The 25,412-nt window shown below is 70.7% G+C and carries 23 protein-coding genes and 1 pseudogene; 17 read left to right on the top strand and 7 right to left on the bottom strand.

What is annotated here, in order from left to right; translation table 11 throughout:
* Positions 1-89: 89 nt before the first annotated feature.
* The 3 genes from ACGFY9_RS19650 (at position 90) to ACGFY9_RS19640 (ending at position 2,873) form a co-directional block, all read left to right on the top strand.
* Positions 90-401, top strand: a complete 312-nt coding sequence (locus tag ACGFY9_RS19650) for a hypothetical protein (protein WP_393755658.1) — start codon at positions 90-92, stop codon at positions 399-401.
* Positions 402-2,528: a 4-alpha-glucanotransferase gene (gene malQ, locus ACGFY9_RS19645; RefSeq protein ID WP_393755656.1), complete on the top strand. Its 2,127-nt coding sequence runs from the start codon at positions 402-404 to the stop codon at positions 2,526-2,528.
* Positions 2,529-2,594: 66 nt separating this feature from the next.
* The gene (locus ACGFY9_RS19640; protein WP_393755654.1) at positions 2,595-2,873 is read left to right on the top strand and encodes a hypothetical protein; all 279 of its coding nucleotides are present in this window, start codon (positions 2,595-2,597) and stop codon (positions 2,871-2,873) included.
* 73 nt (positions 2,874-2,946) lie between these two features.
* Here the strand turns inward: ACGFY9_RS19640 and ACGFY9_RS19635 are convergent, their stop codons facing one another.
* Complete coding sequence (locus ACGFY9_RS19635) at positions 2,947-3,531, bottom strand: TetR family transcriptional regulator (RefSeq protein ID WP_393755653.1); 585 nt, start codon at positions 3,529-3,531, stop codon at positions 2,947-2,949.
* 99 nt (positions 3,532-3,630) lie between these two features.
* Here ACGFY9_RS19635 and ACGFY9_RS19630 point away from each other — a divergent pair, with 99 nt between their 5' ends.
* Positions 3,631-5,064, top strand: a complete 1,434-nt coding sequence (locus tag ACGFY9_RS19630; protein WP_393755651.1) for an FAD-dependent monooxygenase — start codon at positions 3,631-3,633, stop codon at positions 5,062-5,064.
* 54 nt (positions 5,065-5,118) lie between these two features.
* On the opposite strand, the gene ACGFY9_RS19625 is transcribed toward ACGFY9_RS19630, so the two are convergent.
* Complete coding sequence (locus tag ACGFY9_RS19625) at positions 5,119-5,613, bottom strand: MarR family winged helix-turn-helix transcriptional regulator (RefSeq protein WP_393755649.1); 495 nt, start codon at positions 5,611-5,613, stop codon at positions 5,119-5,121.
* 144 nt (positions 5,614-5,757) lie between these two features.
* Between ACGFY9_RS19625 and ACGFY9_RS19620 the strand changes: the two genes are divergently transcribed.
* From ACGFY9_RS19620 to ACGFY9_RS19610, 3 genes are all read left to right on the top strand, one after another.
* On the top strand, positions 5,758-6,702 hold the full coding sequence (locus ACGFY9_RS19620; protein WP_393755647.1) for an EamA family transporter: 945 nt from the start codon (positions 5,758-5,760) through the stop codon (positions 6,700-6,702).
* Between the two features lie 19 nt (positions 6,703-6,721).
* Complete coding sequence (locus ACGFY9_RS19615) at positions 6,722-8,056, top strand: sigma-70 family RNA polymerase sigma factor (RefSeq protein ID WP_393755646.1); 1,335 nt, start codon at positions 6,722-6,724, stop codon at positions 8,054-8,056.
* A 72-nt stretch (positions 8,057-8,128) separates the two neighbouring features.
* Entirely contained in the window at positions 8,129-8,887 is a 759-nt protein-coding gene (locus ACGFY9_RS19610; RefSeq protein WP_393755644.1) for an SDR family NAD(P)-dependent oxidoreductase, read from the top strand.
* A 59-nt stretch (positions 8,888-8,946) separates the two neighbouring features.
* Here the strand turns inward: ACGFY9_RS19610 and pepN are convergent, their stop codons facing one another.
* Positions 8,947-11,520, bottom strand: coding sequence for an aminopeptidase N (gene pepN, locus ACGFY9_RS19605; protein WP_393755643.1), 2,574 nt, complete (start codon positions 11,518-11,520; stop codon positions 8,947-8,949).
* Positions 11,521-11,632: 112 nt separating this feature from the next.
* Here pepN and ACGFY9_RS19600 point away from each other — a divergent pair, with 112 nt between their 5' ends.
* Complete coding sequence (locus ACGFY9_RS19600; RefSeq protein ID WP_393755641.1) at positions 11,633-12,106, top strand: DUF1203 domain-containing protein; 474 nt, start codon at positions 11,633-11,635, stop codon at positions 12,104-12,106.
* A 144-nt stretch (positions 12,107-12,250) separates the two neighbouring features.
* Here the strand turns inward: ACGFY9_RS19600 and ACGFY9_RS19595 are convergent, their stop codons facing one another.
* Entirely contained in the window at positions 12,251-13,267 is a 1,017-nt protein-coding gene (locus ACGFY9_RS19595) for an aspartate-semialdehyde dehydrogenase (protein ID WP_393755640.1), read from the bottom strand.
* A 313-nt stretch (positions 13,268-13,580) separates the two neighbouring features.
* Between ACGFY9_RS19595 and ACGFY9_RS19590 the strand changes: the two genes are divergently transcribed.
* A complete protein-coding gene (locus ACGFY9_RS19590; RefSeq protein WP_393755967.1) occupies positions 13,581-14,102 on the top strand; it encodes a sigma-70 family RNA polymerase sigma factor in 522 nt (173 codons plus the stop codon).
* A gap of 1 nt (position 14,103) precedes the next feature.
* Complete coding sequence (locus ACGFY9_RS19585) at positions 14,104-14,841, top strand: hypothetical protein (protein ID WP_393755638.1); 738 nt, start codon at positions 14,104-14,106, stop codon at positions 14,839-14,841.
* Positions 14,842-14,903: 62 nt separating this feature from the next.
* On the opposite strand, the gene ACGFY9_RS19580 is transcribed toward ACGFY9_RS19585, so the two are convergent.
* Together ACGFY9_RS19580 and ACGFY9_RS19575 are read right to left on the bottom strand one after the other, a co-directional pair.
* Positions 14,904-18,206 (bottom strand): S8 family serine peptidase, encoded by a 3,303-nt coding sequence (locus ACGFY9_RS19580; RefSeq protein WP_393755637.1) that lies wholly within the window; start codon positions 18,204-18,206, stop codon positions 14,904-14,906.
* A 113-nt stretch (positions 18,207-18,319) separates the two neighbouring features.
* The gene (locus tag ACGFY9_RS19575) at positions 18,320-18,883 is read right to left on the bottom strand and encodes a CGNR zinc finger domain-containing protein (RefSeq protein ID WP_393755635.1); all 564 of its coding nucleotides are present in this window, start codon (positions 18,881-18,883) and stop codon (positions 18,320-18,322) included.
* 111 nt (positions 18,884-18,994) lie between these two features.
* On the opposite strand from ACGFY9_RS19575, the gene ACGFY9_RS19570 reads away from it, so the two are divergent.
* The 7 genes and pseudogenes from ACGFY9_RS19570 (at position 18,995) to ACGFY9_RS19540 (ending at position 24,829) form a co-directional block, all read left to right on the top strand.
* On the top strand, positions 18,995-19,444 hold the full coding sequence (locus tag ACGFY9_RS19570; RefSeq protein WP_393755634.1) for a VOC family protein: 450 nt from the start codon (positions 18,995-18,997) through the stop codon (positions 19,442-19,444).
* 20 nt (positions 19,445-19,464) lie between these two features.
* Positions 19,465-20,355: a pyridoxamine 5'-phosphate oxidase family protein gene (locus ACGFY9_RS19565; RefSeq protein ID WP_393755965.1), complete on the top strand. Its 891-nt coding sequence runs from the start codon at positions 19,465-19,467 to the stop codon at positions 20,353-20,355.
* A gap of 104 nt (positions 20,356-20,459) precedes the next feature.
* Positions 20,460-20,918, top strand: a complete 459-nt coding sequence (locus ACGFY9_RS19560) for an NUDIX hydrolase (protein ID WP_393755633.1) — start codon at positions 20,460-20,462, stop codon at positions 20,916-20,918.
* A 252-nt stretch (positions 20,919-21,170) separates the two neighbouring features.
* Complete coding sequence (locus ACGFY9_RS19555) at positions 21,171-22,943, top strand: TIGR03767 family metallophosphoesterase (RefSeq protein ID WP_393755632.1); 1,773 nt, start codon at positions 21,171-21,173, stop codon at positions 22,941-22,943.
* A gap of 114 nt (positions 22,944-23,057) precedes the next feature.
* On the top strand, positions 23,058-24,197 hold the full coding sequence (locus ACGFY9_RS19550; RefSeq protein ID WP_393755631.1) for a serine hydrolase domain-containing protein: 1,140 nt from the start codon (positions 23,058-23,060) through the stop codon (positions 24,195-24,197).
* 76 nt (positions 24,198-24,273) lie between these two features.
* A pseudogene (locus ACGFY9_RS19545) lies at positions 24,274-24,464 on the top strand (DNA-binding protein).
* Positions 24,461-24,829: a helix-turn-helix domain-containing protein gene (locus ACGFY9_RS19540; RefSeq protein WP_393755629.1), complete on the top strand. Its 369-nt coding sequence runs from the start codon at positions 24,461-24,463 to the stop codon at positions 24,827-24,829. Before ACGFY9_RS19545 ends, ACGFY9_RS19540 begins: the two are co-directional and overlap by 4 nt.
* Here ACGFY9_RS19540 and ACGFY9_RS19535 read toward each other — a convergent pair.
* Positions 24,818-25,036, bottom strand: coding sequence for a DUF397 domain-containing protein (locus ACGFY9_RS19535; protein WP_393755628.1), 219 nt, complete (start codon positions 25,034-25,036; stop codon positions 24,818-24,820). The two genes, ACGFY9_RS19540 and ACGFY9_RS19535, sit on opposite strands and share 12 nt — an antisense overlap.
* Positions 25,037-25,412: the final 376 nt, after the last annotated feature.

The raw sequence follows: 25,412 nt of genomic DNA, 5'->3' as shown, positions 1-25,412 counted from the left end.
CTGTACCCCAGCCTGGAGGTCTGCCGTCGCGCCCACTGGGTAGGGCTGCGGTGACCCGCCCGCACGCCCGACACGACAAGGAGGCCCCCGTGGCCGCAGCATCGGCATCGCTTCCGCGCCCGGCCCGCTCCAAACGCACCCCGGAGCCGCCCGCCGATCTCGCACCCGACCTGTTCTTCCTCGACTCCGAGGGGGCCTGGGCCGAGACCCCGCTGACCAGCGAACCGCCGCTGGCCGACGCCGAACCCCTCACCAGCGAGCCCCCGCTCGCCGACGCCACCCCGCTCACCAGTGAGTCCGCCACCATGGACGCCCCGCTCACCAGCGAGGCCGTCGCGTTCGACGACCCGATGAGCGGTGCGGCCGCCCCCTTCGCCGACCCGGACTCGACGAGGCCCTAGATGACCGCACCCCGGCCGGCCGACACCCTCGGCGAGGACCTGGCGCACCTCGCCGAACTGCACGGCGTCGCCACCGCCTACAGCCCCTCACCGGACCGCGCGGTCCCCGCCTCGGCCGTCGCGGTCGTCGCCGCGCTGGCCGCCCTCGGCGTCGACGCGAGCACCCCGCAGGCCACCGCCGCCGCGCTCGCCGCCCGCCAACAGGAGCTGGCCGGACGGCTGTTGCCGCCCACCGTCGTGGGCCGGTACGGCAGTACGCCCGCCGCGCTCGACGCGCTGCCCGAGGGCACCGTGCTGCACATCGAGACCGAGCAGGGCGAGTTGCGGGCGAGCGCCGAGCAACTCCCGCTCGGCGTCCACCACTTGACCGCCACCGTGCCGGACGGCCGCAGCGCCGAGGCCCAACTCGTCATCGCCCCGGACCGGTTGCCCAGGCCCACCGAGCGGTCGTACGGGCTGATGGTGCAGGTCTACTCGCTCCTCTCCCGGCGCTCTTGGGGCATGGGCGACCTCGGTGACCTGGGTGAACTCACCGCCTGGGCGGGGCGATCGCTCGGGGCCGGGTTCGTCCAGGTCAACCCCTTGCACGCGGCCGTGCCGGGCGCGCCCACCGACCCTTCGCCGTACCGGCCGTCCTCGCGCCGCTTCCCCGACCCGGTGTATCTGCGGGTCGAGGACATCCCCGAGTTCGCGTACGTCGAGGAGAGCGAGCGGGAGCGGCTGCTCGGACTCCTCGCGCAGGCCGCGCGACTGCGTGAATCCGTCCTGGAGAAGGACGCGTTGATCGACCGCGACGCCGTGTGGGAGCTGAAGCGGGAGGCGCTGGAACTCGTCCGCGAGGTCCCCCTCGGCCCCGGACGACGGGCCGCCTACGTCGACTTCCTCGCCCGCGAGGGCGAGGCGCTGGAGGACCACGCCACCTGGTACGCCCTCGCCGAGGTGCACGGCTCGAACTGGCGGGAGTGGCCCGCCGGGCTGCGCGACCCGCGCTCACCCGAAACCGCCCGCGCCCGCGCCGAGTTGATGGACCGCGTCGACTTCCACTGCCGCCTCGCCTGGCTCACCGACGACCAGCTCACCGCCGCCCAACGGGCAGCGCGGGACGCGGGCATGCCGATCGGCGTCGTGCACGACCTCGCGGTCGGGGTGCACCCGGACGGTGCCGACGCCTGGGCCCAGCAGCGGTACTTCGCGGCCGGCATGTCGGTCGGAGCGCCCCCGGACGCCTTCAACTCCCTCGGCCAGGACTGGGGGTTGCCGCCCTGGCGCCCCGACCGCCTCGCCGAGTCCGGCTACGCCCCGTACCGCCGCCTGCTCCGCGCGCTCTTCCGTTACGCGGGCGCCCTGCGCATCGACCACGTCATGGGCCTGTTCCGCCTGTGGTGGGTCCCCCAGGGACATCCTCCGACGGAGGGCACGTACGTCCGCTACGACGCCGAGGCCATGCTCGCGATCCTCGCGCTGGAGGCCTCGCGTGCCGGGTCGGTGGTGATCGGCGAGGACTTGGGGACCGTAGAACCGGGTGTGCGCGAGACCTTGCAGGAGCGGGGGGTGCTCGGCACGTCGGTGCTGTGGTTCGAGCGGGACTGGGAGGGCGACGGGCGTCCGCTCGCGCCCGAGAAGTGGCGCGCCGACTGCCTCGCCACCGCCACCACCCACGATCTGCCGCCCACCGCGGCCCGGCTCACCGGCGAACACCTCGAACTCCGCGACCGGCTGGGCCTGTTGACCCGGCCGGTGGAGGAGGAGCGGATCGAGTCCGCCACCGATGTCGGGGAGTGGCTCGCGCTGCTGGCCCGGCTCGGCCTCTACGAACACCCGGCGGGCGGCGGGCGGCCCGCGTCCGAGGAGGAGGCGGAGATCCACGCCGTCCACCGTTTCCTGCTCCGCACCCCGGCCCGGATGATCGGTGTCTGGCTGCCGGACACCGTCGGCGACCGGCGCCCGCAGAACCTGCCCGGCACGTGGGACCAGTATCCGAACTGGCGCCTGCCCATCGCCGACGCGGACGGGCGGCCGGTGACGCTGGAGGAACTGGCCGCGTCGCCGCGGCTGCACGCGCTGGTGGATGTGCTGCGGGTGGGGTTGGGGGAGGGTTCGGGGGACGGTGGTGGAGGGGGTGCGTGAGGGGCGTGCGCCCCATACGGCACCCCCGGGCGCGCGGCCCGTTCGAGCGTTCGCTACTTTTGCGGTGTGGACAAGAAGAACGCCCTGCGCGCCGGTGCCCTGGCTGCCGGTACGACGCTGATGATGCTGCTCATGACGTCCCCCGCGCTCGCGATCACCCGCGACGACGGTGACGACCCGGGCGATGGCCTGAGCGTCGCCCAGACGCTGGGGCTCTATGTCCTGATCCCGCTCGCCCTGTTCGCGGTCATCGCGGGCCTGGTCATGGCGCTGGACAAGTCCAAGGACCGCGCGCCGAAGGCCAAGTCCGGCAAGACCGGCACCGCCGTCGACGCCAAGGTCTGACCTCACCTCTTCCGGAAGGCGCCCACATCACCCACAGCGGTGAGGCGGGCGCCTTCGGCATGTCCGCTTCCGGTCACGGGCTCGGTGCCGTCAGATAGCGCTGCACGGTGGGGCCGAGCCAGGCCACGATCTCCTCGCGGGCCAGTGCGACGGTCGGCGGGAAGCGCAGTACGTAGCGCGTGAGCGCGAGCCCCAGGAGCTGGGAGGCGACCAGCCCGGCACGCGCCGGTGCCTGCTCCGGGTCGGGGCACGCCTGCCGCGCGACCGGCATCAGCTGATCCCGGAAGATCCCCTGCATCCGCTCGGCCCCGCCCTTGTTCGTGGCGCCGACCCGGAGCATCGCCGTCAGCTCCTCGTTCTCCTCCCACATGGTGAGGAAGTGCGTGACCAGCGCCCGTCCGACCGCGTCCCGCGCGGTCGAGGCCAGGTCCGGCAGCCGTAGGTCGTAGGAGACGGCCGCCGCGAACAGGCCCTCCTTGTTGCCGTAGTAGCGCATCACCATCGACGGGTCGATCCGTGCGTCCTTGGCGATGGCGCGGATGGTCGCGCGTTCGTAGCCATCGGTGGCGAAGCGCTCGCGGGCGGCTTCGAGGATGGCGGTGCGGGTGGCGTCGGAGCGGCGGGCTCCCTGGGTGCCGTTGGTGATGCTGTCGTCCATGCCAACGAGCGTAGGCCAACATGTGTTGACAGTCCAGGGATCCGGTTCTATGTTCGTCAACAAGCGTTGGCAAACAAGCGTTGACCCCAGGAGGCCATCATGAACCGCACCGTCATCGTCGTCGGCTCCGGCCCCACCGGTCTGCTCCTGGCCGGTGACCTCGCCGCCGCCGGCGTCCCGGTCACCGTGCTGGAGAAGCGCCCGCGGAAGATCAGCAACCTGTCCCGCGCCTTCGTCCTGCATGCCCGCGCCCTGGAGCAGCTCGACGCCCGCGCCCTCGCCGACGAGTTGGAGGCCGTCGGCCAACCCCTCGACCGGCTCCGCCTGTTCGGCCGCCTCACCGTCGACCTGACCCCTCTCCCCTCCCGCTTCAACCACCTCCTCGTCCTGCCGCAGTACGAGGTGGAGAAGGCGCTGCTGCGGCGCGCGGCCGAGGCGGGGGTCGACTTCCGCTACGAGACCGAGATGACCGGGCTGTCGCAGGACGCGGCCGGCGTGACCGTCGAGGTGCGCGGGCCGGGCGGGGTGGCCGACTCGCTGCGTGCCGCGTACGTCGTCGGGGCGGACGGGATGCGCAGCGCGGTGCGGGACGCCATCGGGCTGCCCTTCCCCGGTCACTCCGTCATCCGTTCCGTCGTCCTCGCGGACGTGCTGCTCGACGAGAAGCCCGAGACCCTGCTCACGGTGGCCACCGTCGGCGACGCCTTCGCCTTCATCGCGCCGTTCGGCGACGGCTACTACCGGGTCATCGGCTGGAACCGCGCCCATGACGTCCCGGACCACGAACCCCTCGGCCTCGACGAGGTCAGGGAGATCACCCGGCTCGCCCTCGGCCGTGACTTCGGGATGCGCGACGCCCGCTGGATGTCCCGCTTCCACAGCGACGAGCGCCAGGCGCCCGCCTACCGGGTGGGCCGCGTGTTCCTCGCGGGCGACGCCGCGCACGTCCACACACCGGCCGGCGGCCAGGGCATGAACACCGGCCTCCAGGACGCGGCCAACCTCGGCTGGAAGCTGGCCGCGGTGATCGACGGCCACGCGGCCCCGGACCTCCTCGACACCTACCAGGCCGAGCGGCACCCGGTGGGCAAGGCGGTCCTGCGGAGCAGCGGCGGCATCGTCCGCCTCGCCATGGCCAAACGCCCCTGGACCCTCGCCCTGCGCGCGGCCCTCACCACCGTCCTCGGTCACGTGGCCCCGGCCCGCCGCAAGGCCCTCGGTCAACTCACCGGCATCGGTTACGCCTACCCGTCCCCCCGAGGCGCCCACCGCCTCGTCGGCACCCGCGCCCCGGACGTCTCCCTCGCGAACGGCGGCCGCCTCTACGAGGCGCTGCGCGGCGGCCGGTTCGTACTGATCACGCCGGAGCCGTACGAGGACCAGGGCACCCGCAAGGACCGGCTGGCCATGGAGCACTGGGCGAGCGATCGTCGTACGGCGCTGCTGGTGCGGCCCGACGGTTACGTGGCGTGGGCCGCGGACACCGCCGAGCCGGCCGCGGTCGGGGCGGCGCTCGCCGGGCACGTCGGCTGAAGGGTGCCGTAGGAGACGGTCGGTTCAACGGGGCTGCATGGAGCGGGACTTGGGCTACCGCTCGGTCGAGGTCAGCAACTTGCGGAGCAGGTCGGCCAGTTGGGCGGCCTGTTCGGCGTCGAGGCCGGAGAGGGCCGCCGTCTGGGTGGCGAGGCCTGAGCCGACCGCCTCGTCGATGAGTGCCAACCCCTTCTCCGTCAGGGTGACTTGGAGGCCCCGGCGGTCGTGCGGGTCGGGGGAGCGGCGGAGCAGGCCGGCCCGTTCCAGTTTGTCGAGGCGGCCGGTCATGCCGCCGGTGGTGAGCATCAGGGTCGCCGAGAGCTCGCGCGGCGAGAGCGTGTACGGCTCGTCGGCCCGGCGCAGGGTCGCGAGAACGTCGAACTCGCCGCGGGAGATGCCGTGCGGGACGTAGGCCTTCTCCATGCGGTCGCCCATGGCCCGGGCGAGCCGGAAGATCCGCCCGAAGACCTCCATCGCGGCGGTGTCGAGGTCGGGCCGCACCGTCGCCCACTGCTCGACGATCGCGTCGACGGGGTCCTTGTCGTTCATGGGGTGAGTATCCGCCGGTCAGTAGGTCGGTCGCAAGAAAGTGGATCAAGGGTCAGTGGCTTGACGGTAAGTTGCTTAGCGGTAAGCTAATCACCGTCGACCTACTCCGACCTCCGTCGGCCCCTGCTGAAAGGCGTCTCTCCCATGGCCAGTCGTCCGGTCCTGACGGCCGCCCTCACCGCCCTCGCCCCCGTCTCCTGGGGCACCACCTACGCCGTCACCACCCAGTTCCTCCCGCCCGACCGCCCCCTCTTCACCGGCCTGATGCGCGCCCTCCCCGCCGGTCTCGTGCTCCTCGCGCTCGCCCGGGTGCTGCCGCGCGGCGCCTGGTGGTGGAAGGCGACGGTGCTCGGCGCGCTGAACATCGGTGCCTTCTTCCCGCTGCTGTTCCTGTCGGCGTACCGGCTCCCGGGTGGCATGGCGGCGGTCGTCGGATCGGTCGGGCCGCTGATCGTCGTAGGCCTCTCGGCGCTGCTGCTGGGGCAGCGGCCCACGGCCCGAAGCGTGCTCACCGGTGCCGTCGCGGCCTTCGGCGTCAGTCTCGTCGTGCTGAAGGCGGCCGGGGCGCTCGACCCGGTCGGCGTGCTCGCGGCCCTCGCGTCCACCGCCTCGATGTCCACCGGCACCGTGCTGACCAAGCGGTGGGGCCGCCCCGACGGCGTCGGCCCGCTCGCCCTCACCGGCTGGCAGCTCACCGCGGGCGGGCTGCTGATAGCCCCCGTCGCCTTCCTGGCCGAGGGGGCGCCGCCCGCGCTCGACGGCCGGGCGGTCGGCGGATACCTGTACCTCGCGCTGGCCAACACGGCGATCGCGTACTGGCTCTGGTTCCGCGGCATCGGCCGGCTCTCCGCGACCCAGGTCACCCTCCTCGGCCCGCTCTCCCCGCTGACCGCGGCCGTCGTCGGCTGGGCCGCGCTCGGGCAGGCGCTCACGGCGGTGCAGATGGCGGGGATGGCGCTGGCGTTCGGGGCGACGGTGTTCGGGCAGACCGGTACGCGTACGCCTCCTGTTCCCGTTCGGGAGGTAGCGTCACGCGGGAATGCCGTTACGCAACGCCGTGCGGCGACAGCTGTGACGCAACGCTCGTGACGCAACGCCGGAGGCGCTCGTGGCCGAAGACTCCTGCCCCAGTTGTGGCAAACCGCTCACCGCGCGGGCGGGTCGTACCGGCCGGCGTTCCGTGTACTGTTCCGCCGCCTGTCGGCAGAAGGCCTACCGCGAGCGGCAGGGCGGCGGTGGCGGGGTCGGAGTCGACGGGCTGATCAGGGAGATCGGGCGGCAGGTGGAGGAGCTGGTGCCGCAGCCGCCTTCCGTCTTCTACTCCGGCGTGACGGAACTGTCGTCGTCCGTCGCGCGGCTGAGGAGGGTGGCGCGGACGGCGCGGGACACCGCTCAGGAATCCGTCACCCATGTACCCGTTACGGAAGTCCCCGCTGTTGCCGAAGCCCCCGCTGTTCCTGAAGTCCCGGTGGACGAAGGCGACTTCGCGGCCCTCGTCGAGTCCCACCGCCGTGAGATCCAGGTCCACTGCTACCGCATGACCGGGTCGTACGACGACGCCGAGGACCTGGTGCAGGAGACGTTCCTGCGGGCCTGGCGGGCCCGGGACACCTTCGAGGGGCGGGCCGGTGCCCGTACCTGGCTGTACCGCATCGCCACCAACGCCTGCCTGGACTTCCAGCGCCGTACGGCCCGCCGCCCCAAGCGCTACGAACCGTTGCCCGGCATGAACCACGGCGGCGGGGAGCCGCCCGCCCGCATCACGTGGCTACAGCCGTACCCCGACGACGAGTTGCCCTCCGCCGAGGAGCAGCCGGAGGCCGCCGCGGTCTCCCGCGAGACCCTCGAACTGGTCTTCCTGGCCGCCGTACAGCATCTCCCGCCGCGCCAGCGCGCGGTGTTGGTGCTGCGGGACGTGCTCGGGCTGACCGCCGTGGAGACCGGCGAGGCGCTCGGCATGACCGTGGCCTCGGTCAACAGCGCGCTGCAACGGGCCCGCCCCACCCTGCGCGACCGGCTGCCCGGCCGCCGCGCGGACTGGACGACCGCCGGACCCACCGAGCACCAACGCACCCTGGTCAAGCGGTACATGGCCGCCGCCGAACGCCTCGACCTGTCCGAGGTCGCCGAGCTGCTCAGCGAGGACGTCACGCTCACCATGCCGCCGAACCCGTTCTGGTTCACCGGCCGCGATGCGCTCCTGGAGTTCCTGAGCGTGAGCCTCGACCCCAACTCGCCCATGTTCCACGGCCATTGGCGCCATCTGCCCGCCCGCGCCAACGGGCAGTTGGCGGCCGGGGGTTACGTCCGCAGGCCCGGTACGACGGTCTACCGCGCCCAGGTCCTCGACGTGCTCCGCTTCGACGCCGACGACCGGATCGTGGAGATCACGTCCTTCGAACCGCACCTGTTCCCGGCCTTCGGACTGCCGCTGAGGTTGTGACCGATTAGTGGCGGGTCCCGCGTGCGTCTGTATGGCCGACTCGAACGACACACGACCCGCAAGGAGATCACCATGCTGCTCACCGACAAGACCGCGGTCGTCTACGGCGCCGGCGGCTCGATCGGCGGTGCGGTCGCCCGCGCCTTCGCCGCCGAGGGAGCCCGCGTCCACCTCGTGGGACGCACCCGGGAGACGCTGGAGGCCGTGGCAGGTGACCTCAAGGACGCCGAGGTGGCCGTCGTCGACGCCCTCGACGAGAGCGCCGTCACGGAATACCTCGCCCGCGTCGGCGACATCGACGTGTCCTTCAACCTCGTCTCGCGCGGCGACGTCCAGGGACTGCCGATCACCGACATGCCCGTCGACGACTTCCTGCGGCCGGTGATCAACGGCACCCGCGCCAACTTCATCACCGCCCGCGCCGCCGCCCGCCGGATGGCCGAGCGGGGCCGCGGCGTCGTCCTCACCCTCAACAGCGGTTCCGCGCACGGCAGTCCGATGATGGGCGGCACCGGTCCCGCCGACGCGGCGACCGACAGCCTCGTGCGCAACCTGGCGATGGAACTGGGCCCGCGCGGGGTGCGCGCGGTCGGTCTGTGGGCCGCCGGCATCCCCGAGACCCTCACCGTCGAGAAGCTCGGCAAGGTCAACCCCGCCCTCAACGAGGCGGCTATCCAGGGCATCCTCGACCACCTGTCGAGCCTGCGCATGACCCGCCGCAACCCCACCCTCGCGGAGATCACCGCGACCGCCGTCTTCCTCGCCTCGGACCACGCGGCGAGCATCACCGGCACGTTCGTCAACGTCACGGGCGGGATGTTCCCGGGCTGAGCGGACGACGAAGGGCGCCCGGCCGATGCACCGGGCGCCCTTCGTCGTCGTAGAACCGGCTATGAAGCGGCCGCGTCCGCAGCCTGTGCCCTGAGCGCGCGCTCCACGCCCGAGCGGGACTCCGAGACCAGGCGGCGCAGGGCCGCGTTGGGCTCGGCGGCCGTCAGCCAGGTGTCCGTGCGGTCCAGGGTGTCCTGGGAGACCTGGATCGACGGGTAGAGGCCGATCGCGATCTGCTGGGCGATCTCGTGCGAGCGGGTGTCCCAGGCATCCTTGACGGCGGCGAAGTACTTCTCCGTGTACGGCGCCAGGAGTTCGCGCTGGTCGGTCTGGACGAAGCCCGAGATTACCGCTTCCTGAAGGGCGTTGGGGAGCTTGTCGGACTCGACGACCTGCGCCCAGGCCTCCGCCTTCGCCTCCGCGGTCGGGCGGGCGGCACGGGCGGTCGCCGCGTGGCGCTCACCGGCGGCTGTCTTGTCCCGCTCGTACTCGCCGGCGATCTCCGCCTCGTCGAACCGGCCCACGGACGCGAGGCGTTCGACGAACGACCAGCGCAGCTCGGTGTCGACGGCCAGCCCCTCGATCGTCTGGGTGCCCTCCAACAGGGCGTCCAGCAGGTCGAGTTGCTCCGGCGTACGGGCCGTGGACGCGAACGCCCGGGCCCACGCCAGCTGGTGGTCGCTCGCGGCCTCGGCGGAACGCAGGTGTGCCAGCGTGGCGTCCGTCCACCGGGTGAGCAGGGCCTCGCGGGCGGCCGGGTCGGCGTACAGCTCGATCGCGAGCTTCACCTGGCGGTGCAGCGACTGAACGACGCCGATGTCGGACTCCTTGCCGATGCCCGACAGGACGAGCGACAGGTAGTCACGGGTGGCGAGTTCGGCGTCCCGCGTCATGTCCCAGGCCGAGGCCCAGCACAGGGCGCGGGGCAGCGAGGACTCGAAGTCGCCGAGGTGCTCGGTGACGAACGCGAGGGACTGCTCGTCGAGGCGGACCTTGGCGTACGACAGGTCGTCGTCGTTGAGCAGGACGACGTCCGGACGGCGCTTGCCCACCAGCTGCGGTACGGCGGTGAGTTCGCCGTCCACGTCCAGCTCGACGCGCTCGTCGCGGACCAACTTGCCGGTGTCCTCGTCGAGTTCGTAGAAGCCGACCGCGATGCGGTGCGGGCGGAGGGTCGGCTCGCCCTTCGCGCCCTCCGGGAGCGCCGGGGCCTGCTGCCGGATCGCGAAGGCGGTGATGACGCCGTCGGCGTCGGTCTCGATCTCCGGACGCAGGATGTTGATGCCGGCCGTCTCCAGCCACAGCTTCGACCAGGTCTTCAGGTCACGCCCGGAGGTCTCCTCCAGCGCGCCGAGCAGGTCGGACAGGCGGGTGTTGCCGTACGCGTGGCGCTTGAAGTACGCCTGCACGCCCGCGAAGAACTCGTCCATGCCGACGTACGCGACGAGCTGCTTGAGGACGCTCGCGCCCTTGGCGTACGTGATGCCGTCGAAGTTGACGAGCACGTCGTCGAGGTCGTTGATCTCGGCCATGATCGGGTGGGTGGACGGCAGTTGGTCCTGCCGGTAGGCCCACGTCTTCATGGAGTTGGCGAAGGTCGTCCAGGAGTGCGGCCAGCGCGACTGGGGGGCGTAGGCCTGGCAGGCGGCCTCGGCGTAGGTGGCGAACGACTCGTTCAGCCACAGGTCGTTCCACCACTCCATGGTGACCAGGTCGCCGAACCACATGTGGGCCAGCTCGTGCAGGATCGTGGAGGCCCGCACCTCGTACGCGGCGTCGGTCACCTTCGACCGGAACACGTACTGGTCCCGGATGGTGACGGCACCGGCGTTCTCCATCGCGCCCGCGTTGAACTCCGGGACGAACAGCTGGTCGTACTTCTTGAACGGGTACTGGTAGGCGAACTTCTCCTGGAACCAGTCGAATCCCTGCCGCGTGACCTCGAAGATCGCGTCCGAGTCGAGGAACTCGGCGAGCGAGGGCCGGCAGTAGATGCCGAGCGGGACGGACTGCCCGTCCTTCTCGTACACGCTGTGCACGGAGTGGTACGGCCCGACGATCAGCGCGGTGATGTACGTCGAGATGCGCGGCGTCGGCTCGAACACCCAGGTGTCGTCCCGGGGTTCGGGCGTCGGGGAGTTGGAGATGACGGTCCAGCCGGAGGGCGCCTTCACGGTGAACTGGAAGGTCGCCTTGAGGTCGGGCTGCTCGAAGGAGGCAAAGACCCTTCGCGCGTCCGGGACCTCGAACTGGGTGTAGAGGTACGCCTGTTGGTCGACTGGGTCGACGAACCGGTGCAGTCCCTCACCGGTGTTGGTGTACGCGCAGTCGGCGACGACCCGCAGGACGTTCGGCCCTTCCAGCAGCCCCGCCAGCGCGATCCGCGAGTCCTTGAAGACCTCGGCGGGGTCGAGCGGGTCGCCGTTCAGCGTCACCTCGTGGACGGCCGGGGCGACCAGGTCGATGAAGGACTCGGTGCCGCCCTCCGTCACATCGAAGCGCACCGTCGTCGCGGACCTGTAGGTCCCGCCCTCCTGCGCGCCGGAGAGGTCGAGATCGATCTCGTACGAGTCAACGGTGAGCAGCGTTGCCCGCTGCCGCGCCTCTTCGCGAGTCAGGTTTGTGCCAGGCACGCGGTCATCTCCTCGTTATGTGTGGGTTGCGCCATCCTTCCACGGGACCTGCGGGAAGCGCGATGTCCGTATCCCGCCGGTGAGCGGGGCGGACGAGCGCGAGCATGGGGACATGACGACGTACACGGCACGACCCATCGACCCCACGGTCCTGAAGGAGCTGCGCTCTGCTGACGATGCGGGGCGCCGAATGGTTCCCGTGATGGATGAGGAGGGCGGCGCTCCGCTCCGCTGCTGCCTGCGCCGCAGCGAGCCGGGCGAGCGGATCGCCCTTGTCTCCTACGCCCCGCTGCGGCGCTGGGCGGCGCAGACGGGGGCCGAGCCGGGGGCGTACGACGAGCAGGGGCCGGTGTTCGTCCACGCGGAGGAGTGCGAGGGCCCTGCGGCCGGCTCGGGGTACCCCTTCGTGAACGCCCACCGCACGGTCCGCCGCTACTCGGCCGAGGGGCACATCCTGGGCGGCGAGCTGGTCGACACCCTGGACGACGAGGCCATCCGCAGGGCCTTCTCCGACCCGTCGGTGGTCCTCGTCCACATCAGGGCGGTGGAGTACGGGTGCTTCTTCTTTGAGGTGCGCAGGGCGTAGCGTCCTCAAACGCCGGACGGGCTGGAAGACCAAGCCCCGGCCGGGGTCGAATTCAGCCTCTCCGGCGTTTGAGGAGCGGGGTCTGGGGCGGAGCCCCAGAAGGATGGGACGGGTAGGGGCGGCGGGGGCGGAGAACTCCCGGCGTCAGCCCTTCAGCTCCGCCGCCACCAGCTCCGCGATCTGCACCGCGTTCAGCGCGGCGCCCTTGCGGAGGTTGTCGTTGGAGATGAACAGCGCGAGCCCGTGCTCGACCGTCTCGTCGGCGCGGATACGGCCGACGTAGGACGGGTCCTGGCCGGCCGCCTGGAGGGGCGTCGGGATGTCGGTGAGGGCGACACCCGGGGCGCCGCCCAGCAGCTCCGTCGCGCGCTCGACCGGGATGGGGCGGGCGAAACGGGCGTTGACCTGGAGGGAGTGGCCCGAGAAGACCGGGACGCGGACGCAGGTGCCGGAGACCTTCAGCTCGGGGATCTCCAGGATCTTGCGGGACTCGCTGCGGAGCTTCTGCTCCTCGTCGGTCTCGTGCAGGCCGTCGTCGACGATCGAACCGGCGAGGGGGAGCACGTTGAAGGCGATGGGGCGCTTGTAGACCTGCGGCTCGGGGAAGTCGACCGCGCTGCCGTCGTGGGTCAGCTTGTCCGCGTCGGCGACGACCTTCAGCGCCTGCCCGTGCAGCTCGGCCACACCGGAGAGCCCGGAACCCGACACCGCCTGGTACGTGGCGACGACCAGCGCCTCAAGCCCGGCCTCCGCGTGCAGCGGCTTCAGCACCGGCATCGCGGCCATCGTCGTGCAGTTCGGGTTGGCGATGATGCCCTTGGGACGGTCGACGATCGCGTGCGGGTTCACCTCCGAGACGACCAGCGGGACCTGCGGGTCCTTGCGCCAGGCGGAGGAGTTGTCGATGACGACCGCGCCCTGCGAGGCGACCTTCTCGGCCAGCGCCTTCGAGGTCGCGCCGCCCGCCGAGAACAGCACGATGTCGAGCCCGGAGTAGTCCGCGGTCGCCGCGTCCTCCACCGTCACGCCGTCCAGCACCGTCCCCGCCGAACGGGCCGAGGCGAACAGACGCAGCTCGGTCACGGGGAAGTCCCGCTCCACGAGGATCCTGCGCATGACCGTGCCGACCTGACCGGTGGCTCCGACGATTCCGACCTTCACGGCGACTCCCTTTGCGTGCGTTCTACGTGGTCCAGCGCTTCCATGATGCGTCTCACCCGTGCCCGCGTGTCCAATCCTTTCGCCGCCCGGCCCGAGGAGTGGGACGCGACACCCGACCGCCCCCGGCCCGATCCTGCGGCGACGGCTCCGCGCGCTGCGAGAAATCCGCCCCGCACCGGCCCCGGACCGCAAGCCGTCCCGCCCGCCGGTGTGATCCACGCCTCCGCCCGCCGCCGCGGAAAACTCTCCTCGCCCGGCCGAACGTTTCCGCCCGCTCCCGCGTCGTAGAGGAAACGCGGTGAGGGGGTGGCTTGTGCTGCGCAGAAAGGCCCGCCGGGTCCAGGAGGACGACGATCCTCTGGACGCGGCCCAGGAACGCCGGGTACGGGCGGTGCTCGCGCTCGGCGGGGTGCCGCAGGCGGATCTGCCGGACGGCGTCCAGCAGGTGCGGCTGCGACTGCTGGAGCGGGCGGCGAAGGGCGACGAGGCGCCGCGCGACGTCTCGGCGTGGGCGGCCGTCGTCGCCTCGAACCTCGCCATGGACTGGCACCGCGCCAAACGCCGCCAGGAGCGGGTGGGGGAGCGGCTGGCCTCCCTGCGCCAGCTGGAGCACCCCTCCGGCGAGGACACGAGCGTTTTGTCCATGGCGGTGGCACAGGGCCTGGACGAACTGCCCGACCAGCACCGCCAGGTCCTCGTCCTGCGCTTCTACGCCGACCTGCCCGTGCGCGGGATCGCCGAGGAACTCGGCATCCCGGAAGGCACGGTCAAGAGCCGGCTGCACTCCGCGGTCCGCGCCCTGCGCGACCGCCTGCACGAGGACGAGGTGGTGTGACGTGGCTGCCGAGTACGACGGCGTGGACGCGCTGATGGCCGCGATCACGGACGAGCCGTTGCCGCGAGGGGCGGACGCGGACGCCGAGTTCATGGCCGAGCACCGGGTCGCCACGGCCGAGGTCGCCTTGCTGCGCGAGCAGTTGGGGATCATCGGGGAGAAACTGTCGGCACCCCCGGCACCGGAACCCGTGACCAGGGCCCGCCCGGCCCGCCGCCGCCGTCCCGCCCTGCGTGTCCTCGCCTACGGCACCCTCGCCACGGCCATGATCGCCGGGATGGTCACCGGGCTCGCCTGGCTCGGGGCCCACAACGGGCTCTCGGGCGACGCGTCCAGCAGCGCGGACCAGGGGTCGAAGACCGGCTCCGGCCCGGCGCAGGACAAGGCACCGGAGGCCTCGGGCGCGCTGTCCGACCCGGAGCTGTACGTGGCCTGCTCCCGCCTCCTGGTCGAGGGGACGGTGACCGAGGTGCGGCCGGGCTCCGACCCCCGGAAACGGATCACGCTCGCCGTCACCCGCTCCTACCGGCCCGCCCACGGCCCGGCCGACGTCACGGTCGTCCTGGCCGCGGGGGCGCGACCGGCGCCGCGCCAGGGTCAGCACGTGCTGGTCGGGGTCCCGAAGGGCTCGGACACGGCGACCCTCTGGGCCGTCGGCGACGACGCGGTCGCCACGGACCGGGACGCGATCGTCGAAGCGCTGACCGCGCCCGGCACCACCACCTGCCCGACCGGCTGACAGGAAAGGGGCGGGCGCCCGCACGGACGCCCGCCCCCCTCACCGCCGTATCCCTTTCAGGGCTACGACGTGACCTTCTCGATCTTCACGCTGCCCAGCCCCGCGACCGTGCCGTGGGCGTTGACCAGCTGGACCTGGCCGAAGAACTCACGTCCCTCGGGGGCCGGGGCCAGGGCGGTGACGCTGCCGGAGACCGTCGCCGAGGCGCCCGTGGCGAGCTTCACCGGCGTCGAACCGTCGACGGTGACCGTGCCGAGCGCCGGGGAGAAGAACACGTCCCGGTAGTCGTACGCGGTCGAGCCGGACGGCACCGAGTAGCCGGCGACCTCGACCGTGTAGGTACCGGCGGCCGGGTTGGCGACGGAGACCGCCTCCTCCGAGTCGCCGTCCGCCGACTGGCCGACGACCGTCCCGGCGGAGTTGTACACGTACAGGTCCAGGTCCGCCGCCGTGTCCGACACGTTGCCGATCGCGACGTCCAAGGACGTGGCGCCGGCGGGCACGTCGACCGTGGTGGTCTGGGTGACACCCTCGGTGATGGTGGGCCGCGCGGTCAGCGAGGAGCCGAGCGGGCCGCCCTTCAACGTGCCGTCCAGCGCCGCGTAGTTGTTCGTCACCTTCCAGGAGGCGGTGGCCGGGACGCCTACCTTCGCCTCGGGCACGGTCACGGTCTCCGGGTCGAAGGCCGCGCCGAGGACGGTGGCGTCCAGCTTGTACGGGTTGTCGAGCAGCGGCGACGTACGGCGCGCCTCGACCTCGATCTCCCAGACACCGGCCTGCGGGTCGGCGTACGACCGCACGTCGGGCTTGCAGCCGTTGCCGTCCAGGTAGTTGTTGTAGCAGTACGGGGTGCCGGTGTCCTCGACCGGAACGCCGTACGGGTGGATCGAGATGAACCGCGTCTGGCTCTTGTCCTTCAGCCCGCTCATCGCGACCTCAAGGGCCTTGGCGCCCTCGGGGACGGTCACGAAGTACGACTGGGTGCTGTTGCGCTGCACCGAATTCGCCGTGGAGTAGGTGTAGTTGACGGGCGAGGCGACCACGACCGTCGTGAGGATCTGCTTGTCGAGGCCCTCGGTCTTCGGGTCGTCGACCTCCAGGATCGCGCTCTTGATGCCCGAACTCCTGGGCGCCGCCTGCACCTTGACCGTCACCGGCTGGTTCAGCGGGAGCTTGACCTCGTCCGAGCCGACGATCTTGAAGGTGCCACCGGCGTTGTTCTCGAAGTGCAGCTCGTGCCGAACCGCCTTGTCCGCACCGGTGGTTCGCGTGATGGTGATGTCGTACGTCTTCTTCGAGCCGACCTTGAGGCCGCCCTCGCGGTCGTAGAGACCGGTTCCGAAGCCGGGCGTCTTCAGCGCGTAGTCGATCGCGGTGTCGACGGGAGCCTTCACGGTGTACTCGTGGGCGCTGGCGCCGTCCTTGATGGACTTCCACGCGTCCACGATGTTGATGAGGCCCGCGCCCTCCTCGTAGGCCTGAACACCCTTGATGTGATCGGCCGTTGAGGTCAGCGCCGTGCGCAGGGTCGCCGGGGTGAGCGCGATGTTCCTCTGCTTCGCGGCGCTCAGCAGCAGCGCCGAGGCGCCCGCGGCCTGCGGGGAGGCCATCGAGGTGCCCTGGAGCATCGAGTAGCCGGCCGGCAGCGTGTAACCCGCCTCGGCGACCGGTGAGCCCGGCAGCCAGGTCTGGGTGGAGTTGATCGCGGCGCCGGGCGCGACGAGCGTCGGCGTGAAGCCGCCGTCCTCACGCGGACCGCGCGAGGAGAACGGCAGCAGCTGGTACGAAGTCGCCACCTGCGAGCCGTAGTTGGAGGCCCAGGTCTGCTTCGAGATCGAGGCGCCGACCGAGATCACCTTGTCGGCCAGGCCGGGGTCGCCGATCGTGTTGGCGCCCGGACCGGAGTTGCCGGCCGAGATCACGAGCTGCACGCCGTAGGTGTCGATGAGCCGCGTGTACAGCGCGGCGCGCGCGTTGTTGCCGTCGTTCAGCGCGGGCAGGCCGCCGATCGACATGTTGACGATGTCGACACCGCGGTTGGCGACGAGGTCGATCATGCCCTCGGTGAGCGCCACGTTGGTGCAGCCGCCGGTCCAGGTGCAGGCGCGGGACGACACGAGCTTCGCGCCGGGCGCCTCGCCGTTCATCTTGCCGCCGAACAGGCCGTTGGCCGCGGTGATACCGGCGACGTGCGTGCCGTGCTCGGACTCGATGACGCCGATGTTGACGAAGTCGGCGGTCTTGCCGACCCAGGACCCGCCGTACGGGTCCATGGGGACGTCCTTGCTGATCTGCACCACGAACGGCTGCCGCTCGACGACGTCCGTCGCCGGGTTGTCGGTGCCGAAGTAGCCGACCTGGTAGCCGTCCTTGTACGGCTTCATCGGGGTGTCGTCGCTGAAGTTCTGGTTGTTGTTCAGGTCGACCGTCACCGTGCCGGCCGCCGGGTCGTACAGGACACCCCACGCGTCGGTGGTGTCACCGTCACGGTTCGCGTCGCCCTTCGCGTCACCGCCGGTGGTGTACGACTCCTTGAACGTGCTGATCTCGTACGACCCTGCGGGCGCCGTCCAACTCGTGCCGCCGTAGGTGAAGTTGGGGCCGGAGACGGCCGTCACCATCGGGCGCCAGGTCTGGTCGCCGTCGACGATCGGGTCGGTCGAGGTGACCCAGTCGACGATCTTGCGCTCGCCGGTGGTGGTCTTCTGCAGCGCCGGGTGGCCGAGGTCGACGCCGGAGTCGAGGATGCCGATGGTGATGCCGCGGCCGTCCGCCTTCGGGTTCTTCTTCACGAAGTCGACGGCGCCCGTCTCGAAGGACGGGTTGTACGGGTTCTCGGCGGGGGTGCTCTTGCTCGGCCCGGAGTAAGTGGTCGTCGCCGTGGTCTTGTTGGCGCTCTTGGCGCCGCTCGTGGTGTCCGCGCTCGGCGTCGGGTCGTCGAGGGCGATCTCCTGCCGCAGGTCGATGGCCTGCACCGAGGACAGCTTCGCGGCGGCGGCGATCGCCGAGTCGGCCTTGGCGGTCGGGACGGTGGCGCGGACGTAGCCGAGCTTGTCGTAGGTGCGGCCCACGGAGCCGCCCTTGACCGCGTCCAGCTGCTGGGCGACCTGTTCGGTCGCGCCCGGCGCGGTGGCGATCATCATCGTGACGTTCTTGTCGCCGTCGGCCTTGGCCGTGGCGAGCAGATCGGCGTCGTCCGAACCGAGCTTGGCGGCGGCGGACTTGACGGTCGCGTCCGCGGGTGTGGTGGCGGACGGAGAGTCGGCGGAGAAGGCCATGGGTATCGGCCCGGCCGCGGAGAGCGCGGCGACGAGACCGGCGGCCACGGATATTCGGGCCACGCGTCTCTGGTGGGAGAGGGTCATCGGCATCCCTTGTAGGTGAAGAATCCAGTGCCGGACGAGGGCACAGCTTTACCCAAGGGACGCTTGTTTGGGAAGTGTTGACCGAAACGCTATGAACGTATGGGGAAAACCCCCTATTCGTGCCCGGGGTTCGAACGTGCGTAGTGACGGGACGCCTTCGCGCGGTTGCCGCAGGCCGCCATCGAGCACCAGCGGCGGGTGCCGTTCCGCGACGTGTCGAAGAAGCGCAGGACGCACGCCTCGTGGGCGCAGTGGCGGATGCGGTCCGGGGCGGTGGAGAGCAGCTCCAGATAACTGCGGGCGGCGAGCCAGCCGGGCCCCCACCTGGGGTCCTGGAACTCGGGTACCTCGGCGGGCCCGTCGGCGGTGAGCGTCGCCCGGATGCGTCCCATGCTGAGCACGGCGTCGAGGTCGTCCGTGCGACCGTCGTCCAGGGCCAGCTTCAGCGCGGTGCGCGTGATGCTGACATGCGTCAGGGTGACCGTGTCGGCCGCGAACCGCTCGCCGAGCCCGTTCGACCCGAGCCACACGGCGAGCCCGCCCGGGACGGCGAACAGATCCTGTAGGGCCCCGTCCCGCATCCACCACGTGTTGAGCAGGTCGAGCGCGAGCGGCTCGCCGATGAGCGGCCGGGGGTCCTCGGTGAGGGGCGTCGGCTTCGACGTGGGCTTCGGCATATCGGGTGCCTCTCCTCTGATCTAACCGGTCAAGAGTACGTGACCGGTTGACTGTCTCCGATCCTAACCACTAAAGTCACCGGCAACGGTTATATCGGCGAAGGGCTTCCCATGACCCCGCACCTCGGCCACATCGGCCTGAACGTCACCGACCTCGACCGCTCGCTCGCCTTCTACCGCGACGTCCTGGGCTTCGCGGTCCTAGCCGAGGGCAAGGAGGACGACCGCCGCTACGCGTTCCTGGGCGACGTCGACGACAGCCGCCCCGTCCTCACCCTCTGGCAGCAGGCGCAGGGGCCGTACGACAGCGACCGCGCCGGCCTGCACCACCTCGCGTTCGCGGCCGACTCGATCGAGCGGGTCCGGCGGTACGAGGAGGCGCTCAAGGCCTGCGGCGCCGAGTTCGCGTACGAGGGCGTGGTCGCCCACCGCGAAGGCGCGGCCTCCGGCGGCATCTTCTTCCACGACCCGGACGGCACCCGCCTGGAGATCTCGGTGCCGACCGGCGCGGAGGACGCCCCGGCCCCGAACGCGGAAGCCCCGACCTGCGGCTTCTTCTAACCATGGAAGCCGCCGATGCCATGGAGACCTATCACGCGGGCTCCCGCACCATGCAGGACCGGGCGGGGGTGCGTGAACTCGCCGACCACGTCGGCCAGATCATCGGCCAGGGCATCAAACCCGTGGCCGCCGCCTTCCTCGAACTCCAGCCCCTCCTGATCCTGGGCGCGGCAGACCCCGCGACGGGCCGGGTATGGGCCTCACCGCTCACCGGCACCCCCGGCTTCGTCCGCGCGACGGGCCCGCACCAGATCTCGATCACCGGCGCCACCCGCCCCACCGACCCCCTCACCCCGGCCCTCACCGAGGCACAGGACCTCCCGGTCGGCACGATCGCCCTGGACCCCCGCACCCGCCGCCGTATGCGCGTGGACGGCCAACTCCGGTGCACGACAAGGGGGTTGGCGATAGAGGCAGAACGAGTCTTCGCCAACTGCCCCAAGTACATCCAGCGGAGGGAGTCCTACGAGACGGTCGCCGACGGCGAACCCGCACGGCCGAGGCGCGATACCGAACTGACGCGCGCGCAGGCCTCGTTCATCGAGGCGGCCGACACCTTCTTCCTCGCCACCGTCCACGAACACGGCGCCGACACCAGCCACCGGGGCGGCAACCCAGGCTTCGTACAAGCGACTTCACCCCACGAGCTGACCTGGCCGGACTACGCGGGCAACGCCATGTTCCTCAGCCTCGGCAACCTCCTCACCGACCCCCGAGCCGGCCTCCTCTTCCTCGACTGGACCACAGGCACCACCCTCCAACTAACCGGCGAGGCAAGGCCGGAGTTCGGGCAGAACGGCGAACGCAGGGTGCGTTTCACCCTCACCGAGGTGATCGAGACCCCCACCGCACTCCCACTCCGCTGGTCCGCCCCCGAATACTCCCCCGCCAATCCAACCCCGGCGCGTTGAGCGCCCCGGAAGGGGCGCGGGGAACTGCGCGACCAGCCACAACGGCGCCGCACCCAAACAACGACACATTGCGGCACTTCCTACAGAGCACTTAACGTCTCCGGATGCGCCAAAAGCTGAGGGTCGCCGCCTACGCCGTCTGCGTCCAGGACGGCCAACTCCTCCTCGCCCGTTCACCGGCCGAGCGCGGAGGACACGAGTGGGTGCTCCCCGGCGGCGGCATGGACCACGCCGAGCACCCGAACGACACGGTCGTACGGGAACTGGAGGAGGAGACCGGCTACCACGTCGAGGTCACCGGTTTCCTCGGCATGGACTCGATCCACCACGTCATTCCATGGCGCCACCGACGCAAGGTGGACCAGCACGGCCTCCGGCTCGTCTACGAGGCCAGGATCGTCGGCGGCGAGCTGCGCAACGAGATCCGCGGCTCCACCGACATGGCCGCCTGGCATCCGCTGGACGACGTGTCCGGCCTGCGGCGGGTCCCGTTGATCGACATCGCGCTGCGGCTGTGGCGCGAGCGGCCGGCCGTAGGGCGGGTCGAACGGGTCCCGGAATAGCTTCAGTACCCCGGCAGATGAACACGGAGTAGCGGCTTCCCGGCGGCTCGACGAGCGTTCACGAACGCACAGGGGTCTCCAAGATCGACGTACGGTGATCGGCGCTACACGTTGCCGTCTCGTTTACGCGCAGGTCATCCCCGATGCCAAGCATCCAGTACGAGCGGGAAGTTCGCGACCGCGATCGAAAACCGATCGCCGCGAACACCCGCGACCACTGCCGACGCAGTTCGTACTCGGGGAGATCGCGCCATGTCGCGCACACGCTCTGTCGCCAGCTCCGCGCTGGGGGTCAACCGCCGTACCGTCCTCGCCGCCACCGCGGCCGTGTCCGTCTCCGCAGGCGTCGGGTACGCCCTGAGGCCCACCGACAGCGCGGCGGCCACGGCCGACGCCGCCGGTACCAACACCGCCGCAGAGGCGCCCGTCGCGCACTCCCGCGTGGCACCGGCCGCACCCCTCGCCCCGTACACCAGGGGCACCACCCTCGCCACGGTCGCCGCCCCGCGCACCAGCTCCGGCTACCGCCGGCTCGGCGACGGCGCCGGATGGAAGCGCGTCGTGCGCGGCGACCTCGCCAACGCCAAGTCCGGACGCGCGGGCCGCCGTACGGCACTCGCGTCGTTCGTGCAGTTCACCGATCTGCACCTGATGGACACCCAGCACCCGCTGCGCCTGGAGTACCTGCGCTCCACCGACAAGCACGCGTGGCGGCCGCACGAGGCGCTGACCGTGCAGGGCGGGATCTCGCTGGTCGAGCGGGTCAACGCGCTGCGCGGGGCGCCGGTGACCGGGTCCCCGCTGCACTTCGTGATGACCACCGGCGACAACACGGACAACAACGCCAAGTCCGAGCTGGAATGGTTCCTGAAGATCATGAGCGGCGGCCGGTTCACCCCCAACACCGGTGACCCGCGCCACTACGAGGGCGTCATGAACAGCGGTCTCAAGCTGTACTGGCAGCCCGACTCCACCGTGCGCGACGGCGACAAGCAGGTCGGCTTCCCGCACCTGAAGGGCTTCCTGGCCGCCGCGATCCGCGAGGTCCGCAGCCCCGGCCTCAACCTGCCCTGGTACTCGACCGTCGGCAACCACGACGCGCTCCCGCTCGGCTGCTTCGGCTCGCACGCGGACCCGTACCTCACCGAACTCGCCATCGGCGGCAAGAAGTTGATGACCGCGACGGCGGCCGAGGCGAAGAAGCTGCAGAACTCGATCCGGGACGCCAAGGACCCCAAGGGCTCCGGCTACCGTGACTTCCTCAAGGCGCACGCCCGCTCCGCGCGGTCGATCACACCGGACGAGAAGCGCGCCCCGTACACCTCCGCCGAGTACCTCAAGGCTCACCTGGACCCGGCCTACCAGGGCCTCGGCCCGGTCGGTCACGGCTACTCCTCGGCGAACGTCGACGCCGGCACCCAGTACTACGCGTTCCGTATCGCCGACGACGTGATCGGCATCAGCCTCGACACCACGGACGCGGGCGGCCACTACGAAGGGTCCATCGGGGCAACGCAGTTGAGGTGGCTGGACAAGACACTCCGCGACAACAAGGACTCGTACGCGGTGATCTTCAGCCACCACACCAGCCAGACGATGGACAACACCCGCCCCGACCCGGCGCACCCCACCGAGCGCCGCTACGAGGGCTCGGCGGTCATCGCCCTCCTCGGCAGCCACCCTAACGTGCTGGCCTGGGTCAACGGCCACATCCACCGCAACGTCATCACCCCGCACTCGGCGCCCGACGGCCGCAGCTTCTGGGAGATCTCCACCGCCTCGCATGTCGACTACCCCCAACTCGCCCGCGTCATCGAGCTGGTGGACAACAAGGACGGCACGCTCTCCCTCTTCACGACCCTCATTGAGTCCGCGGCCCCGCACCGCACCGACTTCTCCGACCTCACCCAGACCGGCCTCGCGGCCCTGTACCGCGAACTGTCGTACAACGCACCGGGTTCCAGCACGGTGCTGGGCGGCGCCGCGAGGGACCGCAACACGGAGCTGCTCCTCAAGAAGGGCTGACTCTAAGAAGGGCTGAAACTCACTCAACTGGCGTACAGCGGAGCAACCTTCGCTCCCGACCACCGTGTCCCTCCCCCCGACCGAGCCGAACCAGGCTCAACGAAGGGGGAAGACATGGCAGTCCGTACGGCACTCATGGCCGCGACGGCGGTGGCGCTGTCGGTCGCACTGGCGGGGCCCGCGCTGGCGGCGGGGCCCGCCGGCAATGACCATACGGCGACCCGGGAGGCACTCCGGGCGGCCGTGCAGGACGGCGTTCCCGGTGTGACGGCCACCGTGCGGGACGGCGGCACCACCTGGTCGGCGACAGCCGGTGTGGGCAACCTCCGCACGGGCAAGCCGCGTTCGGCCGACGACCGGTACCGGGTGGGCAGTATCACCAAGGCCTTCGTGTCGACGGTGCTGCTCCAACTGGAGGCAGAGGGCCGCCTGTCGCTCGACGACACGGTGGGGAAGTGGCTGCCGGGTGTGGTCGAGGGCAACGGCAACGACGGCAGCGAAATCACCCTCCGCGAGCTGCTGAACCACACGAGCGGCATCTTCAACTACACGGCGGACGACGACTTCGGCACCGCGTACTTCACCAAGGACGGCTTCTTTCAGCACCGTTACGACACGAAGAGCGCGGCCGACCTGGTGGCGATCGCGATGACCCACAAGCCGGACTTCGCCCCGGGCACGTCGTGGAACTACTCCAACACCAACTACGTGCTCGCCGGCATGGTCATCCAGAAGGTCACCGGTCACTCGTACGCGACCGAGATCCGCGACCGCATCATCAACCCCCTGCACCTGAGGGCGACTTCACTCCCCGGCACGAAGGTGACGGTTCCGAGCCCGAGCAGCCATGCCTACAGCAAGCTGGCGGAGGAGACGACGGGCCCGACGTACGACGTCACGAAGCTGAACCCGTCCATCGCGTCGTCGGCGGGCGAGATGATCTCCGACTCCGCCGACCTGGACCGCTTCTACGGCGCGCTGCTGGGCGGAAAGCTCCTCCCGGCGAAGCAGCTCAAGGAGATGCAGACGACAGTGCCGGCGGGCGACAGCCCGACCACGCGCTACGGCCTCGGTATCTCCGACATCAAGCTGCCCTGCGGTGTCCATCTCTGGGGCCACGACGGCGGTATCCACGGCTCGTCGTCGGCGGTGGTGGCGACGCCGGACGGCCGCCACTCGCTGGCGTTCAACTTCAACGGGGACTGGTCGGGGGACGCGGGGGCGGTGGTGGTGGGGGAGTTCTGCGGGGCGTGACGGCTCGGGCCCCGGGCTTCGTGGACGCGCAGGAACCCACCCGCTGCGTTATATGGATTTCTGTATAGCGGAGGGTGTGAGCGACCTCTGGCGGATCGAGATCGAGCCCGAAGTCCGGCAGCGGCTGGAGCTTCTCTCGCGGCACCTTGGTGGCAAGGTGCGGGAGCTGCGTTTCCTTATGGATGGCAATGCGTGCAGAAGGTGTGCGAGGCGGAGCATGGATCCGCCGAGCACAGCTACGAGCGGATCGAGGAGGAGCGGCCGTGAACCATTCCCAGTGGAAGACCCGGCGGACCAGGAAGCTCCTGGGCGAGCCTGTCGAGGAGTCGCCGGCCTACGTGGAGGCCGGGTATGCGTTTGCTCTGGGGCAGGCCGTCCACGATCGGCGTACCGAGCTGGGCCTCTCGCAGACCGAGCTGGCTCGCGGGGCGGGGATGACCCAGCCGCAGATCTCCAACATCGAGGGCGGCGACTCCGTACCCACCTTGCCCCTGCTCACCCGCCTGGCCAAGGCGCTGGACGCCTCGCTGACCATTGATCTGGATGGCGACACGTCGGCGTTCGTCTTCACCGCGCACGGTGGGAGCGAGCCGGGTGATGCGCAGCAGGGTGGGCGTTCGTCAGTCGCGTGAGTCCGTCTCGCGGAGCTGGGTGACGAAGCGGGTCCATGGCGTCGCGGGGAGGAGTAGCGCCGGGCCGGTGGGGTTCTTGGAGTCGCGGACCGCGATGCCGGTGAGGGTGAGGCGGTGGGGCGAGTCAGCATGGGCCTGCCACTCGTCGGAGTCGTCGGTGGGTGGTGTAGTGCGGCTGCGATGTCTGTACGAGTGGCCGTGAACCACCCCCAGTAGAAGACCCGTCGGACCCGGCAGCCATCAGCACCCCGCGCTCCCACCCCCGCGGTACGGCACGGACGGCTCCCCGGATGCGAGGTCCGACCGAGAGCCGCCGTAGACGAAGAGACCACCGCGGAGACGATCGGCGTATCGGCCCCGGCGCCGGTGTTCGCCGTGGTCGGGAAAGCCCTCGAATCACCCGAATGATTTCTGCGCGGAGACATCGGAAAGACGGTTCGCGTCCAGCTCGCCGTAGGCCCCTGTACCAATTGACCCCGGGATAACCAATCGGACCCAGACACGAGACGCCGAGTTCATTCGGACGAAATGTCCGTGCCGCCTCATAACGGCTAACCCGCTGTTCACGGGGATGGCTCGATTC

The organism is Streptomyces sp. NPDC048504, assembly GCF_043200035.1.
Classification (GTDB): Bacteria; Actinomycetota; Actinomycetes; order Streptomycetales; family Streptomycetaceae; genus Streptomyces.
This window is presented reverse-complemented; position numbering and strand designations above follow the sequence as displayed.